Source organism: Curtobacterium sp. Leaf154 (genome assembly GCF_001424595.1).
GTDB lineage: Bacteria > Actinomycetota > Actinomycetes > Actinomycetales > Microbacteriaceae > Curtobacterium > Curtobacterium poinsettiae.
The window spans coordinates 567299-583485 of sequence record NZ_LMOS01000004.1; the positions used below are offsets into that span (position 1 = coordinate 567299).

The following is a 16187-nucleotide window of genomic DNA, read 5'->3' on the forward strand; positions in this document are numbered from 1 at the left end:
TGCTCGCACGCCCCCTGAACGGGGTCAAATACTGCGGTGCTGTGGAGAGGACGGTCGATGTCCGAGCGCGGGGCTACGGTGGCTCCATGAGCATGGGACACAGCGGGCGGGGTGGTGGTCCGCGCGGGAGCGGACGCATCTCGAGCGGTGACTTCCGCGCGCAGAAGGCCGCCAACGCCGAGGCGCCGAAGATCCCGCACCTGGTCCGTCGCATCGCCGCGCTCTTCGAGCCGCACCGCCGGGCGATCGGGCTCACGATCGTCCTCGTGCTGGTCGGCGCGGCCATCTCGGTCGTGCCACCGCTGCTCACCCAGCAGGCGTTCGACCGCGGGCTGTTCCCGCCGTCCGGCCGCCCCGACGTCCCGGTGCTGGTCGAGCTCGTGTCCGCCATGGTCCTGCTCTGGATCGCGAGCGCCGGGGTCGGCGTGTGGCAGACGTACCTGACCGCGACCGTCGGCAACAAGGTCATGGGTGCGATGCGGATGCGCCTGTTCGCGCACCTGCAGCGGATGGAACTCGCGTTCTTCACCCGCACCAAGACCGGCGTCATCCAGTCGCGCCTGCAGAACGACGTCGGCGGTGTGGCGAGCGTGCTGAACAACACGATCTCGTCGGTGCTCGGCAACACCGTGACCGTGATCGCCGCCGTGGTCGCGATGCTGCTGCTGAGCTGGCAGATGACGCTTGTCGCGGTGGTCTTGCTCCCGCTGCTCGTCATCGCGCAGCGGCGGGTCGGGCAGGTGCGGGCGCGGATCGCCGGGCAGACGCAGGAATCGCTGTCCGACATGACGGCCATCACGCAAGAGGCCCTGAGCGTCTCCGGCATCCTGCTCGCGAAGAGCTTCAACCAGCAGGCCAGCGAGACCCGCCGCTACGGGGACGAGAACCGCAACCAGATCACCCTGCAGGTTCGGCAGCAGATGTCGGGGCAGTGGTTCTTCGCCATCGTGCAGATCTTCCTGTCGATCATCCCGGCGATCATCTACGTCGTCGCCGCGTACCTGATCCTCGGCGACGTCCCGATCACGGCCGGCACGATCGTCGCGTTCACGACGGTGCAGTCCCGCCTGCTGTTCCCGACGGTCGGGCTGTTGCGCGTGGTCCTCGACCTGCAGACCTCCGGTGCGCTCTTCGCCCGCATCTTCGAGTACTTCGACCTCGAGCCGGCCATCACGGACTCGCCGACCGCGCAGCCCGTGGACGAGTCGAAGGTCGGCCACGTCGCCTTCGAGGACGTCGTCTTCACCTACCCCGACGGTGAAGCCGACAAGCCGACCCTGCGCGGGGTGTCGTTCGAGCTCCACCCCGGGCAGTTCGCCGCCTTCGTCGGGCCCTCCGGCGCCGGCAAGACGACGGTGTCCTACCTGGTGCCCCGGCTGTACGAGGCCACCGAGGGGTCCGTGCGGTTCGCCGGCCAGGACGTCCGCGACCTGGTGCACGAGGACCTCATGCGGCACGTCGGCATCGTCAGCCAGGAGACGTACCTGTTCCACGCCACGATCGGCGAGAACCTGCGGTACGCCAAGCCCGACGCCACCGACGACGAGCTCGAGCGAGCGGCCCGCGCGGCGAACATCCACGACACGATCGCGTCGTTCCCGGACGGCTACGACACCGTCGTGGGGGAGCGCGGCTACCGGCTGTCCGGTGGCGAGAAGCAGCGCATCGCCATCGCCCGGGTCATGCTCAAGGACCCGCCGGTGCTCGTCCTCGACGAGGCCACCAGTGCGCTCGACTCCATCTCCGAACACGTCGTGCAGACGGCCCTCGACACCGCGGCGGCCGGTCGGACCACCATCTCGATCGCGCACCGGCTCTCCACGATCCGCGACGCCGACGTCATCTTCGTCCTCGACCACGGCCGGATCGTCGAGCAGGGCACACACGACGAACTCCTGGCCCTCGACGGCACGTACGCGCAGCTGCACCGGCAGCAGAACACGACGGCGGACGTCGTCCGCCCCTGACGGCGGCGGTCCGGACCGGGGGCCGGACAGGAGGCCCGGGGAGGCGTCCGCACGGGCCTCCCGTCCGCCGCGCAGCGCGACCAGGGCGGGGCAACCGGCGGGGCGATCAGGATGCGTTTTCCGCGCACGACACATCCCAGCGCGACGCGGGGACCGCGTCCTAGACTCCATGCCGTGCGTTACGCGAACTCCGTCGTCGACCTGGTCGGCGACACCCCGCTCGTCAAGCTCAACCGGGTGACCGAGGGGGTGCGGGCGACCATCCTTGTGAAGGTCGAGTACCTGAACCCCGGTGGGTCGTCGAAGGACCGCATCGCCACCCGGATCATCGACGCGGCCGAGGCCTCCGGCGACCTGCGTCCCGGCGGCACCATCGTCGAACCGACCTCCGGCAACACCGGCGTCGGCCTGGCCCTGGTCGCACAGCAGCGCGGCTACCGGTGCGTGTTCGTGCTGCCCGACAAGGTCGGCGAGGACAAGCGCAACGTCCTGACGGCGTACGGCGCCGAGATCGTCGTCACCCCGACCGCGGTCGCGCCCGAGGACCCCGAGTCCTACTACTCGGTGTCGGACCGGCTCGTGCAGGAGATCCCGGGCGCCTACAAGCCGAACCAGTACGCCAACCCGAACGGCCCCCGCAGCCACTACGAGACCACCGGTCCGGAGATCTGGCGCGACACCGAGGGGCAGATCACCCACTTCGTCGCGGGCGTCGGTACCGGCGGCACGATCTCGGGCACCGGACGGTACCTGAAGGAGGCGTCCGGCGGCGGCGTCCGCATCGTCGGGGCCGACCCCGAGGGCTCCGTGTACTCCGGCGGCACCGGTCGTCCGTACCTGGTCGAGGGCGTCGGCGAGGACTTCTGGCCGAGCGCCTACGACGCCGGCGTGCCGGACGAGATCATCGCCGTGTCGGACGGCGACTCCTTCGCGATGACCCGTCGTCTGGCGCGCGAAGAAGGACTGCTCGTCGGCGGGTCGAGCGGCATGGCCGTCGTCGCGGCACTCCGCGCGGCCCGTGACCTGACCGAGGACGACGTCGTGGTGGTGCTGCTGCCGGACGGCGGACGTGGGTACCTCGGCAAGATCTTCAACGACCGGTGGATGCGCTCGTACGGGTTCGCCGAGACCGACGACGAGCGCACCGTCGGCTCGCTCATCGCCGGCAAGGACGGCCGCCTGCCCGACCTGGTGCACGCGCACCCGACGGACACCGTGCGCGACGTCGTCGACATCATGACCACGTACGGCGTCTCGCAGATGCCCGTGCTCAACGCGGAGCCGCCGGTCGTCATCGGCGAGGTCGTCGGTGCCGTCGAGGAGAAGGCACTGCTCGAGCAGGTCTTCACCGGTACCGCGAAGATGTCGGACGCCCTGTCGGACTTCGTCGGCGACCCACTGCCGCTCATCGGCGTCGGCGAGTCGGTGTCAGCGGCTCGCCGTGCGCTCGAGTCGGCCGACGCGTTCCTCGTCGTCGCGGACGGCAAACCCGTCACCGTGCTGACCCGGCACGACCTCCTCACCTACCTCTCCGAGTAAGGAACCACCGAGCATGACCGAGTTCAGCACCCGGGCCGTCCACGCCGGCCAGGAGCCCGACGAGACCACCGGCGCCGTCATCCCGCCGATCCACCTGACGTCGACCTACGTGCAGGACGGCGTCGGTGGCATGCGCAACGGCTACGAGTACTCCCGCGCCGGCAACCCGACGCGTGACTCGCTGCAGGTGCTCCTGGCCGATCTGGACGGTGGCGTCGCGGCGTCGTCGTTCGCGTCCGGACTCGCCGCCGAGGACGCCCTGCTCCGCGCCGCGCTGGTCCCCGGTGGCCGCGTCGTGATGGGCAACGACGTGTACGGCGGCACCCACCGCCTGGTGAGCCGGCTGCACGTGCCGTGGGGCGTCGAACTCGTCGTCGTCGACATGAGCGACCTCGACCAGGTCCGGGCAGCGCTGCAGGGCGCACCGGCCACCACCGTGCTCTGGGTCGAGACGCCGACGAACCCGCTCATGAAGATCGCCGACATCGCCGCGCTCGCGACCCTCGGGCACGAGTCGGGCGCGCTGGTGGTCGTCGACAACACCTTCGCGTCGCCGTACCTGCAGCAGCCGCTGTCGCTCGGCGCCGACGTCGTCGTGTACTCGACCACGAAGTACCTCGGCGGACACTCCGACGTCGTCGGCGGCGCCGTCGTGCTCGCGGACGAGGAGCTCGCGGCGAAGGTGCAGTTCCTGCAGTTCGGCGCCGGTGCGATCTCGTCGCCGTTCGACGCCTACCTGACCACCCGTGGCATCAAGACGCTCGCCGTGCGGATGGAGCGGCACTCGCGGAACGCGCAGGCCGTCGCCGAGGCCCTCGTCGTCGCGCCGGGTGTCGAGCGCGTCTACTACCCGGGCCTGCCCGACCACCCGGGGCACGACGTCGCCGCCCGTCAGATGCGCGGGTTCGGCGGGATGCTCTCGGTCGCCCTGTCCGGTGGTGCCGAGGCCGCCAAGCGGTTCGCGGAGTCGACGGAGCTGTTCGCCCTGGCCGAGTCGCTCGGCGGTGTGGAGTCGCTCATCGGGTACCCGAGCGAGATGACCCACGCGTCGGTGAAGGGCACCGAACTGGCCGTGCCGGAGAACGTCGTGCGGCTGTCGGTGGGCATCGAGGACGCCGGCGACCTGGTGGCAGACCTGGAGCAGGCGCTGGCGCGCTGACGCTGACGCTGACGCTGACGCTGACGCTGACGCTGACGCTGACGCGCTGACGCTGACGCTGACGCGCTGACGCGGGGCCTGCTGCCGCGCTGACGGGGGACCTGCTGCCGCGCTGACGCGCACCCGCGGGACACGCTGACGCGTCGTCGGCGGCCGCCCCTACGATGATCGGGTGAGCACGACGGCGTCGCGGACCAGCCTGTTGAGCGGGCCGTACGCCCTGGCGACGATCGGCATGGTCGCGATCGTCGGCGTCGCGGCGTTCCAGAACCTGGCGATGACGACGATCATGCCGGTGATCAGCCGCGACCTGGACGGCGAGACCCTGTACGCGCTCGCCTTCGCCGCCCCGCTCGCCGCCGGGGTGCCCGGCATGGTGCTCGCCGGCAACTGGAGCGACCGCGCGGGCGGCCGGATCGTGGCCTGGGTGTCGGCGGTGTTCTTCGCGGTGGGGACCGCCGTGGTGATGCTCGCGCCGACCATGGAGGTGTTCCTGGCCGGGCGGCTCATCGAGGGCTTCGGCGCCGGGGCCATCGACGTGGTGCTGTACGTGCTGGTCGCCCGGATCTTCCCCGCGGAGCTGCACGGACCGGTGTTCGCCGGGTTCGCCGCCGCCTGGGTGGTACCGGCACTGATCGGCCCTGCCCTGGCCGGCATCGTCACCGACACCTGGAACTGGCACTGGGTGTTCGCCGGGGCCCTGGTGATCGCGCTCGCCGCGTTCGTCCTGCTCGTGCCGACGCTCGGCCGGCTGCACCCTCCGGCGGCGGCGCTCCGCCCACCGTGGCAGCGGGCCCGGATCAGCTGGTCGGTGGCCGCGGCCGTGTCGATCCTGCTGCTCAACGTCGCGCCCGACCTGACCCCGTGGGGCATGGTCGCGGCCGTCGTCGTCGGGCTGGTCGGCACCTGGTTCGCCTTGCGGCCGCTGCTGCCGACCGGCACGTTCCGGGCCGCGGCCGGGTTGCCGTCGGTCGTGCTGCTGCGGGGGCTCGTCGCCGCGTCCTTCTTCGGGAGCGAGGCGTACGTGCCGTTCCTGCTGCAGGCCGAACACGGGCTGTCACCGTCGGCTGCCGGACTCGCCTTGACGGTGGCGGCGATCAGCTGGGCCGCGTCGAGCTGGGCGCACGGCCGCCTGGGGGAGCAGCGGCTCACCGCTCGTCGGACCTTCGGGGTCGGACTCGCACTCGTGCTCGTGAGCCTGGTCGCAGCGCTCGCGGTGGCCACGTTCGACCTGTCGTGGTGGGTGCTGGTCGCCGGCTGGTTCGTCGGCGGCGCGGGCATGGGGGCGATCTACCCCCGCGCGTCGATGCTGACCCTGCGCTTCTCGGGTGAGGGCGACGACGGGTTCGCGAGCTCGGCCCTGACGATCGCGGACGCCGCGGGCAGCGTGATCGGCCTCGCGGTGACCGGCCTGCTCTTCACCGCGACCGGCGGAGCCGACGGGACGGTGTCGTTCCCGCTGGTGTTCGCGGCGATGATCGGCTTCGCTGGCGTCGCGATCGCGGCCGTCCGAAGGCTCGGTCCCGTGCCGGCACCAGCGACGACGGCCTCGGCGGGCCCGGGCGGAGCCGTGTCGTCGTCGCAGGGCCCGGCCGCCGGGTAGCGTGGCAGACCGGACCGAAGAGGAGACACCGTGCTGCGCATCGTCGCCGTGACCGTCGCCCTGGCGGCGGCCCTGACCCTGGCCGGGTGCCAGGGGACGACGTCGGCTGCCCCCACGCCGGTGCAGAGCACCGACCTGACGAGCTCCGACGGGGGCTTCGACCAGCAGGCAGTGATCGGTGTCGTCCTGGTCCACGACGACGCGGCCCTGGCCGACCGGCTCCGCACCGACCTGGCCGACGCCGGGTTCCGGCCCGACGTCCGCGTCGCTCCGGCATCGGGTGCCGCTGCATCCCAGCGGACCGCGGTCGCCCAGCTCGTCCGCAAGGGCGCCAAGGCTCTGCTCGTGCACCCCGCCCGGGCCTCTGCACTGACCGGCGTGGTCCAGACCGCCCACGACGCCGGGGTCGTGGTGGTGTCACTCGGGGATCCGCTGCCCGCGACCGGCACCGGTGGCGACGGGGTGTCCGCCGACTACCGCGTGCCGTCAGAGGGCGACGACGCGGCCACCGCGGCGGCGGCGGTCCAGGTCGTGCAGTCCCTGCAGCGTGGTGAGAAGCCGGAGAGCGAGCCCACCGACGGCGAGACGGCCGACGCCGAGTAGGAGCAGTCCGCTCAGCTCCACCACGCCGGGAACGACAGCGTGATCGTCTCCACCAGCGCCTTCCGCGACCGTCGGGGCCCGGCGAGCCAGGCCTCGATCGCCCCGACGAACCCCTGCGCCACGAACCCCGCGGCGACGTCGTCGAGCAGGTCAGGCCGACGGGCGGGGTCGAGCTCGCGGATGTGCAGGGCGCTCGACACCGTGAAGTGCTCGACGAGCAGCCGGTGCAGCGAGGCGTCGTTCGGGTCGGGGAGGGCCTTGCCGTAGATGTCGCGGTGCGTCATCACGTGCTCGACGACGGCGTTGATGCCGCGCCGGGTGATGGTCGCGAGTTCGTCGGCTCCGGCGCCGCGGTCGGCGGCGGCCCGGCGGTCGTCGGCGTCCTCCTGCCGGATGCGGTCGAGCTCCGGCGTCAGGACGTCGGCGAGCAACGACCCGGGGGAGACCGCGTGCGAGTAGAACGTGGCGCGGTTGATCCCTGCGGCACGTGTGACGTCGGCGACGGTGATCTCCGAGACCGGTCGGTCTGCGGCGAGACGCAGGATCGCCTCGCGCAGTGCTGCTGTGGTGTGCAGGATCCGGGCATCCACCATGACGCCCACCCCCTTCTGATCCGCTTCACCCGGAAGGCCCCCGAGCAGTCCGACGCTACCGCATGGTCCGCGCGCGGCAGCGGGACAGCACGAGCCGCTTCACGCGGGCGGCCGGCACCGGCGGCGCCGAGCACACACGGGCAACCGTAGGATGGTTCCGCGGACGAATCGATTCGATCGGCCCGCGATCACCCTCCGCCCCCTCATCGTCGAAGGACTCCTGTCTCGTGACCGCGCCCGCCACCACCGGTTCGCTCCGGGTCGTCCTGCACCCGGGAGACTCGCTCTCCCGCAGGCAGCGGCTCGTCTACGTCTTCGTCCTGGGCGCCCTGACGGCGCTCGGTCCGTTCACGATCGACCTCTACCTGCCGGCGTTCCCGGCGATCAAGGACCAGTTCGGCGTCACCGACGGCGCGGTCCAGCTGACGCTCACCGCGACGACGCTCGGCTTCGCCATCGGGCAGCTCCTGGTCGGCCCGTGGAGCGACAAGGTGGGCCGCCGCCTGCCGCTGATCATCGCGACGACGGTGCACATCGCCGCCTCGATCGGTGCGGCGACCGCACCGGACATCGAACTGCTCGCGGTGTTCCGCGTGCTGCAGGGCATGGGTGCCGCGGCCGGTGGTGTGGTGGCGATGGCGACGGTGCGCGACCTGTTCGGCGGCAAGCCGCTGGTGCGCATGTTGTCCCGGCTGGCGATGGTGAACGGCCTCGCGCCGATCCTCGCGCCGCTCATCGGTTCGCAGATGCTGCAGTTCACCAGCTGGCGCGGCATCTTCGTCTTCCTCGCCTGCTACGGCCTCGCCGTGGTGATCGCCTCGGTCCTGCTCATCGTCGAGACCCTGCCGCCGGCCCGCCGGCACGAGGCCGGGCACTCCACCATCGGCCAGCGCTACAAGGCGCTGTTCTCCGACCGGATCTTCGTCGGCGTCGCGCTCATCGGCGCGATGGTGTTCAGCGGCCTGTTCTCGTACCTCAGCGCGTCGCCGTTCCTGTTCCAGCAGGTCTACGGTCTCGACGCGCAACAGTACGGACTGCTCTTCGCGGTCAACTCGGTCGGGGTCGTCCTCGGTGTGCAGATCTCGTCGCGGCTCGCCCAGCGTGTCGGTCCGCAGTGGATCCTGGCGTGCTCGACCGCGACCCTGCTGCTGGCGTCGCTCGCGATCATCGTCCTCGACCAGCTCGGTGCCGGTCTGGTCGGCGTGCTCGTGCCGCTCTGGTTCTTCATCGCCGCGTGCGGGTTCTCGTTCCCGCTCGTCCAGGTCATCGGTCTCGCCGCCCACGGGAAAGAGGCGGGGACCGCCGCCTCGGTACTCGGCGCCCTGAACTTCGGCGTCGCCGGGCTCATCTCGCCGGTGGTCGGCTGGCTCGGCATCACGACGGCCAGCCCGATGGCGATCGTGATGGCGTCGACCGCCGCCGTCGCGATCCTCGTGCTCTGGTTCGTGGTCCGCCCCAGGACGGTCCCCGCGCTCACGCACTGACCCCGAACCGCCGCGGGTCAGACTCCCTAGGCTGTGCCCATGAGCGACGCGACGGAGCGGGCACGGGCGGCTGCCGAGGCAGCGAGGCAGGCTGCCGACGAGGCACGTCGGCTCGCCGACGAAGCGGTGCTGCGCGCCGAGGAGCTCGCCGCCGCCCTGACGGCGGAGGAACAGGCGAGCCTGACCGCCGACGCGGAACCCGCGGTCGTCGGGTCCCCGCCACCCACCGGCCAGGAGGCGCGGCTCGCGCCCGACGCGGAGCCCACCGCTCCGGTCGCACCGGTTCCCACCACCCCTGGCGCGCGGGTCGACGCGACCGCCCCTGCCGGGGCGGTCGACGCGACCGCCCCGGATCCGGTGGCGACGACGGCGACCGGCACCGTGCCTCCCGTCCGTGCCGAAGCCGGCCCGCTCGGACCGGACGCGGTCGCCGCGATCCGCGACGGCTACGCCGTCGACGGCGGCGCGATCGAACTCGGCGCCCTGGTCAACGGCGCAGCGGTGCCCGACGTGCAGGTCCGGATCCCGCTCGCGATGCTGAACCGGCACGGGCTGGTGGCGGGGGCGACCGGCACCGGCAAGACCCGGACGCTCCAGGTGCTCGCCGAGCAGATCGCGGCGAACGGGGTGCCCGTGTTCGCCGCCGACGTCAAGGGCGACCTGTCGGGTCTGGCCGTCGCGGGGCAGGCGAACGACAAGCTCCTCGACCGCACCGCGGGCATCGGTCAGCAGTGGCAGGGCGTCGCGAGCCAGGCCGAACTGTTCTCGCTGGGCGGGCAGGGCACCGGCGTGCCGATCCGTGCCACCGTGTCGGGCTTCGGACCGCTGCTGCTGTCGAAGGTGCTCGGGCTGAACGACACGCAGGAGTCCTCGCTCGGGCTGGTGTTCCACTACGCCGCGCAGCAGGGCCTCGCGCTGGTGGACCTCGACGACCTGCGGAGCGTGCTGACGTTCCTGGTGAGCAACCAGGGCAAGGGGGAACTCGCCGAGCTCGGGGGCCTGTCGAAGCAGACCGCCGGGGTGATCCTGCGCGAGCTCGTCACCTTCGCCGACCAGGGTGCCGACCAGTTCTTCGGCGAGCCCGAGATCGACACACAGGTGTTCCTGCGGACGGCGGCGGACGGGCGGGGGATCGTCAGCCTGCTCGAGGTGCCCGGTGTGCAGGACCGGCCGGAGGTCTTCTCGACGTTCCTGATGTGGTTGCTGGCCGACCTGTTCAACGAGCTGCCCGAGGTCGGCGACCAGGAGAAGCCGAAGCTCGTGTTCTTCCTGGACGAGGCGCACCTGTTGTTCAGCGGTGCGTCGAAGGACTTCACCGAGCAGATCGTGCGGACCGTTCGGCTCATCCGGTCGAAGGGCGTCGGGGTCTTCTTCGTGACGCAGACCCCGAAGGACGTGCCGAACGACGTGCTCGCGCAGCTCGGATCGCGCATCCAGCACCAGCTCCGCGCGCACACGCCGGACGACGCGAAGGCGCTCCGGGCGACGGTGTCGACGTACCCGACGAGCGACTACGACCTGGGGGAGGTGCTCACGTCGCTCGCGACCGGTGAGGCGATCGTCACGGTGATGAACGAACGTGGTGCTCCGACCCCGGTCGCGTGGACCCGGCTGCGCGCACCGCAGGGGTCGATGGACCCGATGCCGGCCGACGAGATGGCCGCCCGGGTGCAGGCCTCACCGCTCCTGGCGACCTACGGCACCCGCGTCGACCCGGACTCGGCCCACGAGGTGCTCGCGCGTCGCATGGAGGCCGCGGCCGCCGAGGCCGCTGCTGCTGCCGAAGCCGCCGCTGCCGACACCGCCGCGGACGCGTCGGCGGTCGAGGCCCAGCGGGAGTTCGAACGGCAACAGCGGGAGTTCGAGCGTGCCGAGCGGGCGTCGGAGTCGCGGCGTTCCGGTCGGACCGGTGGTTCCGGTCGGACGACCCGGCCCGGGACGCGGCGCTCCGCGGACGACCCGCTGACCGATCTGCTCGGCGCAGGGCTCGGCGGGACCATCGCGAAAGAAGTGGTCCGGGGGATCTTCTCGACGCTGCGGCGGCGACGCTGACCGTTGCCGTGCGGCTGGTTCAGCGGGCGTCGAGGCCGGCGAACTCGACGGCGAGCAGCCCGCCGACGACCAGCACGACGAGGCCGCCGACGAGCAGGAACGCCGCACGCTGCTCGTACCAGGCGCGGCTCGTCGGGTACCGCTTCGCGAAGGTGCGGACCGAGACCGGCCGAGCGTCCTCGACGACCTGCACGCCGAGCGCGTCGACCACCCGGTCGAGTCCGTCGTCGCCCCAGACGTCGGCCCGGAGCCGGAACAGGTGGGTGCCGATCCGGTCGAACGCGACGAGTTCTCGCACGGTCCGGTCCACCGACGAGCCGAACGTCGTGGCGAGGACCAGGCTGTGCACGCGGTCACGGGGGATCCGGCGGTGCGCGGTGAGCACCCCGCGGATCGTCACGCCGTCGTCGTCGATCCCGATGAACGCGGTGTGCAGCCGGACGAACACGACGCCGACGGCCGCGGCCATCGCGACGACGATGCCGGCGAAGACAGCCCAGGTGCGGAACGGGAACGAGACCCAGACCAGGGCGACGGCGAGCGGCACGGCCGAGAAGGCGATGCTCAGCGCCGTGGAGCGGACGAGCGAGCGGCGCGGGCGGAGGACCGTGTCGAAGACGGACAGGCGAACGGGCACGGCCGCCGGCACGGTGGTTTCCCCCATGGCGCGTCTCCTCGTCCCCTCGGGTGTTCCGGGCACGCTGACCAGCACGCCTTCCGAGCGACGCCCCTGCCGCTCGATGCACCGCGGTCGGCTCGTCCCGGAGCCGTTCGCTCGGCCAGCATAGGCGACCGACGGGTATCGGGGACAGCCCGTTCCACCCCTGATCAGCGTTTCCCGGCCAACGCAGGGGCACCAGGGCACGTGCTGGTCCGCCGGGTGGGGGACCACTGCGCCTGCGGAACGACGAAGGACCCACACCGAGCCGGTGCGGGTCCTTCGTTCGTGCTGTTCGTTCGCTGCGGAGAATGGGGGATTCGAACCCCCGAGGGCTTGCACCCAACACGCTTTCCAAGCGTGCGCCATAGGCCACTAGGCGAATTCTCCTGACACCGTCTCGCGACGGCGACACCCAATGGTACAGGTTCTGCGCGGTGCTCACGACCGCGTGTCGTCGGTGCCGGTGCTCCCAGATGTCGTGACATGTCCGACGACTACCCTGGGCGTCGTGTCGACCCGCATCTACATCACGTCAGCAGAAGGGCACACGGGCAAGAGCACCGTCGCCCTCGGTGTCCTCGAGACCCTCGCCCGGTCCGTCGGCCGCGTCGGCGTGTTCCGGCCCGTCGCCCGCTCGGTGGTCGAGCCCGACTACGTCCTCGAACTGCTGCTGCAGCACACGGCCGTCGGTATCTCCTACGACGACGCCGTCGGGGTCACCTACGACGACGTGCACGCCGACCCCGAGGCGGCGCTCGGCACCATCGTCACCCGGTTCGCCCAGGTGGAGCGGCAGTGCGACGCCGTCGTGGTGCTCGGGTCCGACTACACCGACGTGGGCAGCCCCACCGAGCTGTCCTTCAACGCGAAGGTCGCCGCGAACCTCGGCGCCCCGGTGCTCCTCGTGCTGGGTGGCCGCGACGCCGCCGAGCGTGCGGCCCGCACCCCTGAGGGCATGGCGCAGGTCGCGGACGTCACGACCAGCGAGCTGCGGGCGGCACACGCGCAGCTGTTCGGCGTCGTGGTGAACCGCGCCGACCCGGACGCCCTCGCCGCCATCGTGACGAGCGTCGAGCAGGCCGTGCACGACGACCACCCCGACGTCCCGGTGTGGGCGATCCCCGAGGACCGCGTGCTCGTCGCCCCGACGGTCCGCGCTCTGCTGCAGGCCACCGGTGCCACCCTGGTGCGCGGTGACGACGCCCTGCTCGACCGCGAGGCACTCGGCACCGTGGTCGCGGGCATGAGCATGGAGAACGTCCTGCCCCGGCTGATCGAGGGCGGCATCGTCGTGGTCCCCGGTGACCGGAGCGACGTCCTCATCGCCACGCTGCTCGCCAACCAGTCCGAGACGTTCCCGAGCCTGGCCGGCGTCATCCTGAACGGCGGGTTCGAGATCGCCCCGCAGGTGTCCCGGCTGCTCGAGGGCCTGTCGAGCTCGCTGCCGATCGCGCAGAACGACCTCGGGACGTACGACACCGCCCTGCGCATCACCCAGACCCGTGGCCGTCTGGCCGCGGACTCGCCCCGGAAGGCCGACCTGGCGCTCGCGCTGTTCGAGCAGCACGTCGACGCTGAGGCCCTGCGCGACCGCCTGCAGCTCGCCCCCTCCGGCGTCGTCACCCCGCTGATGTTCGAGCACGGCCTGCTCGACCGGGCCCGCAGCTACGGCAAGCGCATCGTCCTGCCCGAGGGCGAGGACGACCGCATCCTCCGCGCCGCCTCCACCCTGCTGCAGCGCCAGGTCTGCGACCTCACGATCCTCGGCGACCCCGCCGCCATCCGCACCCGGGCGACCGAGCTCGGCCTCGACCTCGAGGCCGCGCAGCTCGTCTCGCCGTTCGACCCCGAGCTGCGCGAACGCTTCGCCGAGGAGTACACCCGGCTCCGCGCCCACAAGGGGATGTCGATCGAGCTCGCCCGCGACACCGTCACCGACGTCTCGTACTTCGGCACGATGATGGTGCAGCTCGGGCTCGCCGACGGCATGGTCTCCGGCGCGAAGCACACCACGGCGCACACCATCCGACCGTCGTTCGAGATCATCAAGACCCGTCCGGACACCTCGATCGTGTCGAGCGTGTTCCTGATGGCGCTCGCCGACCGCGTGCTGGTCTACGGCGACTGCGCGGTGATCCCGGACCCGACGAGCGAGCAGCTCGCCGACATCGCGATCTCCTCCGCCGAGACCGCGACCCAGTTCGGCATCGACCCGCGCGTCGCCATGCTCAGCTACTCCACCGGCGACAGCGGCTCCGGCGCCGACGTCGACAAGGTGCGCGCCGGCACCGCGTTCGTGCGGGAACGCCGCCCCGACCTGCTGGTGGAGGGCCCGATCCAGTACGACGCCGCGGCCGACCCCACGGTCGCGTCGACCAAGATGCCGGACTCCCCGGTGGCCGGCCGGGCGACGGTGTTCATCTTCCCGGACCTCAACACCGGCAACAACACGTACAAGGCCGTGCAGCGCTCGGCCGGTGCCGTGGCGATCGGCCCGGTCCTGCAGGGTCTGCGCAAGCCGATCAACGACCTGTCGCGCGGCGCCCTGGTGGGCGACATCGTGAACACCGTCGCGATCACCGCGATCCAGGCCGGCACCGCGACCGACGTGGCCTGACCGCCCGACCCGCACCGCGCCTCCAGGCCCGACAGAAAGTGACCACCCCGTGACCGCAGCCCTCGTCGTCAACTCCGGCTCGAGTTCGTTCAAGTACCAGCTCATCGAGCTCGAGGATGAGCGCACGCTCGCCTCCGGCCTCGTCGAGCGCATCGGCGAATCCGCCGGGGCCTGGAAGCACACCAACGCGCTGACGGGGGAGTCGTCGTCCAACGACGCCGCGTCGGTGCCCGACCACGCGGCCGGGTTCCAGGCGATGATCGACGCGTTCGCGAAGGTCGGCCCGTCGTTCGACGAGCACCCGCCCGCCGTCGTCGGCCACCGCGTCGTCCACGGCGGCACCACCTTCGACCGCGCGACGGTCGTCACCGACCAGGTCGAGCAGCAGATCGAGGACCTCAACAGCCTCGCGCCGCTGCACAACCCCGCCAACCTCGAGGGGATCCGGGCCGCGAAGCAGGTGTTCTCGGACGTCCCGCACGTCGCCGTGTTCGACACCGCGTTCCACCAGACGATGCCGCCGCACGCCTACACGTACGCGATCCCCGCCGACCTGGCCGCCGAGTACGGGATCCGCCGCTACGGCATGCACGGCACCAGCCACAAGTACGTCTCCGAGCAGGCCGCGGAGTTCCTCGACCGGCCGCTCGGCGAGCTCAAGACGATCGTGCTGCACCTGGGCAACGGCGCCTCGGTCGCAGCCATCGACGGCGGGAAGTCGATCGAGACCTCGATGGGGCTCACCCCGCTCGAGGGGCTCGTCATGGGCACCCGCTCCGGCGACCTCGACCCCGCGGTGCTCATCCACCTGCACCGCGAGGCCGGGATGACCTTCGACGAGCTCGACACCATGCTCAACAAGCGTTCCGGCCTGCTCGGCCTGACGGGCAGCGGCGACATGCGCGACGTGCAGGACGCCGCCACCAAGGGCGACGAGCAGGCGGAGGCGGCGCTCGCCGTGTACCGCCACCGCATCCGTCGCTACGTGGGCGCCTACACGGCACAGCTCGGCGGGCTCGACGCGGTCGTGTTCACCGCGGGGGTCGGCGAGAACAACGCGCTGCTGCGGCGCCGCGTGCTCGCGGGGCTCGAGCACCTGGGCATCGAGGTCGACCCGGACCGGAACGAGCTGGCGTCGCGGGACGCCCGCCGCATCTCGACGGACGGCTCGCGGGTCGCGGTGCTCGTGATCCCGACGAACGAGGAACTCGAGATCGCTCGGCAGTCGGCTGCGGTCGCGCTCTGAGGGGTGCCGCCGAGGCGTCGCGCGTCGCACGTCGCGGTGTCGCGGCGGCACGGTGCGGTGTTCGTCGGCTGGTGCGGGGTTGGCTGCTGGGTGTGCGTTTGCGGCGCGGCACGGGGCGCGGAAGTCCGCACGGGKTGAGYAGGYGCGCACGGTGCGGACGGGAGGCGCGGGGYGGGTTGGCTGCGTGCCTCCYGTCCGTCGGTGGGTTGCGTCGCGGCGGCACGGTGCGGTGTTCGTGGGTNGCACGGTGCGGACGGGAGGCGCGGGGYGGGTTGGCTGCGTGCCTCCYGTCCGTCGGTGGGTTGCGTCGCGGCGGCACGGTGCGGTGTTCGTGGGTGGGTGCGGGGTTGGCTGCTGGGTGCGCGTTTGCGGCGCGGCACGGGGCGCGSAAGTCCGCACGGGKTGAGCAAATGCGCACGGTGCGGACGGGAGGCGCGGGGTGGGTTGGCTGCGTGCCTCCTGTCCGTCGGTGGGTTGCGTCGCGGCGGCACGGTGCGGTGTTCGTGGGTNGCGCACGGTGCGGACGGGAGGCGCGGGGTGGGTTGGCTGCGTGCCTCCTGTCCGTCGGTGGGTTGCGTCGCGGCGGCACGGTGCGGTGTTCGTGGGTGGGCGCGGGGTTGGCTGCTGGGTGCGCGCTTGCAGCGCGGCACGGGGCGCGCAAGT

Annotated in this window: 11 protein-coding genes and 1 tRNA gene; 9 read left to right on the forward strand and 3 right to left on the reverse strand. The window is 71.8% G+C overall.

Annotated features, from left to right (window positions below):
• Positions 1-92: 92 nt before the first annotated feature.
• The 5 genes from ASF75_RS09215 (at position 93) to ASF75_RS09235 (ending at position 6871) form a co-directional block, all read left to right on the forward strand.
• Positions 93-1967 (forward strand): ABC transporter ATP-binding protein, encoded by a 1875-nt coding sequence (locus ASF75_RS09215; protein ID WP_056070697.1) that lies wholly within the window; start codon positions 93-95, stop codon positions 1965-1967.
• A 174-nt stretch (positions 1968-2141) separates the two neighbouring features.
• The gene (locus ASF75_RS09220) at positions 2142-3506 is read left to right on the forward strand and encodes a cystathionine beta-synthase (RefSeq protein ID WP_056070705.1); all 1365 of its coding nucleotides are present in this window, start codon (positions 2142-2144) and stop codon (positions 3504-3506) included.
• Positions 3507-3519: 13 nt separating this feature from the next.
• Entirely contained in the window at positions 3520-4665 is a 1146-nt protein-coding gene (locus tag ASF75_RS09225) for a cystathionine gamma-synthase (protein ID WP_056070707.1), read from the forward strand.
• 172 nt (positions 4666-4837) lie between these two features.
• Entirely contained in the window at positions 4838-6268 is a 1431-nt protein-coding gene (locus ASF75_RS09230; protein WP_056070710.1) for an MFS transporter, read from the forward strand.
• 30 nt (positions 6269-6298) lie between these two features.
• Positions 6299-6871 carry a substrate-binding domain-containing protein gene (locus tag ASF75_RS09235; protein ID WP_042541130.1) on the forward strand — a complete coding sequence of 191 codons (573 nt, stop codon included), beginning with the start codon at positions 6299-6301 and terminating at the stop codon, positions 6869-6871.
• Positions 6872-6882: 11 nt separating this feature from the next.
• Here ASF75_RS09235 and ASF75_RS09240 read toward each other — a convergent pair whose 3' ends face one another.
• The gene (locus ASF75_RS09240) at positions 6883-7464 is read right to left on the reverse strand and encodes a TetR/AcrR family transcriptional regulator (protein ID WP_152427349.1); all 582 of its coding nucleotides are present in this window, start codon (positions 7462-7464) and stop codon (positions 6883-6885) included.
• Between the two features lie 227 nt (positions 7465-7691).
• Here ASF75_RS09240 and ASF75_RS09245 point away from each other — a divergent pair, with 227 nt between their 5' ends.
• Both ASF75_RS09245 and ASF75_RS09250 read left to right on the forward strand, forming a co-directional pair.
• Positions 7692-8948, forward strand: coding sequence for a multidrug effflux MFS transporter (locus ASF75_RS09245; RefSeq protein WP_017888673.1), 1257 nt, complete (start codon positions 7692-7694; stop codon positions 8946-8948).
• A gap of 39 nt (positions 8949-8987) precedes the next feature.
• Positions 8988-11000, forward strand: coding sequence for a helicase HerA-like domain-containing protein (locus ASF75_RS09250; RefSeq protein ID WP_056070712.1), 2013 nt, complete (start codon positions 8988-8990; stop codon positions 10998-11000).
• 19 nt (positions 11001-11019) lie between these two features.
• Here the strand turns inward: ASF75_RS09250 and ASF75_RS09255 are convergent, their stop codons facing one another.
• Together ASF75_RS09255 and ASF75_RS09260 are read right to left on the reverse strand one after the other, a co-directional pair.
• Positions 11020-11664, reverse strand: a complete 645-nt coding sequence (locus tag ASF75_RS09255) for a hypothetical protein (protein WP_042541123.1) — start codon at positions 11662-11664, stop codon at positions 11020-11022.
• 299 nt (positions 11665-11963) lie between these two features.
• Positions 11964-12048, reverse strand: a tRNA-Ser gene (locus tag ASF75_RS09260).
• Positions 12049-12169: 121 nt separating this feature from the next.
• Between ASF75_RS09260 and pta the strand changes: the two genes are divergently transcribed.
• Positions 12170-14278 (forward strand): phosphate acetyltransferase, encoded by a 2109-nt coding sequence (gene pta / locus ASF75_RS09265; RefSeq protein WP_056070714.1) that lies wholly within the window; start codon positions 12170-12172, stop codon positions 14276-14278.
• 49 nt (positions 14279-14327) lie between these two features.
• Positions 14328-15524 carry an acetate/propionate family kinase gene (locus tag ASF75_RS09270; protein ID WP_056070717.1) on the forward strand — a complete coding sequence of 399 codons (1197 nt, stop codon included), beginning with the start codon at positions 14328-14330 and terminating at the stop codon, positions 15522-15524.
• Positions 15525-16187: the final 663 nt, after the last annotated feature.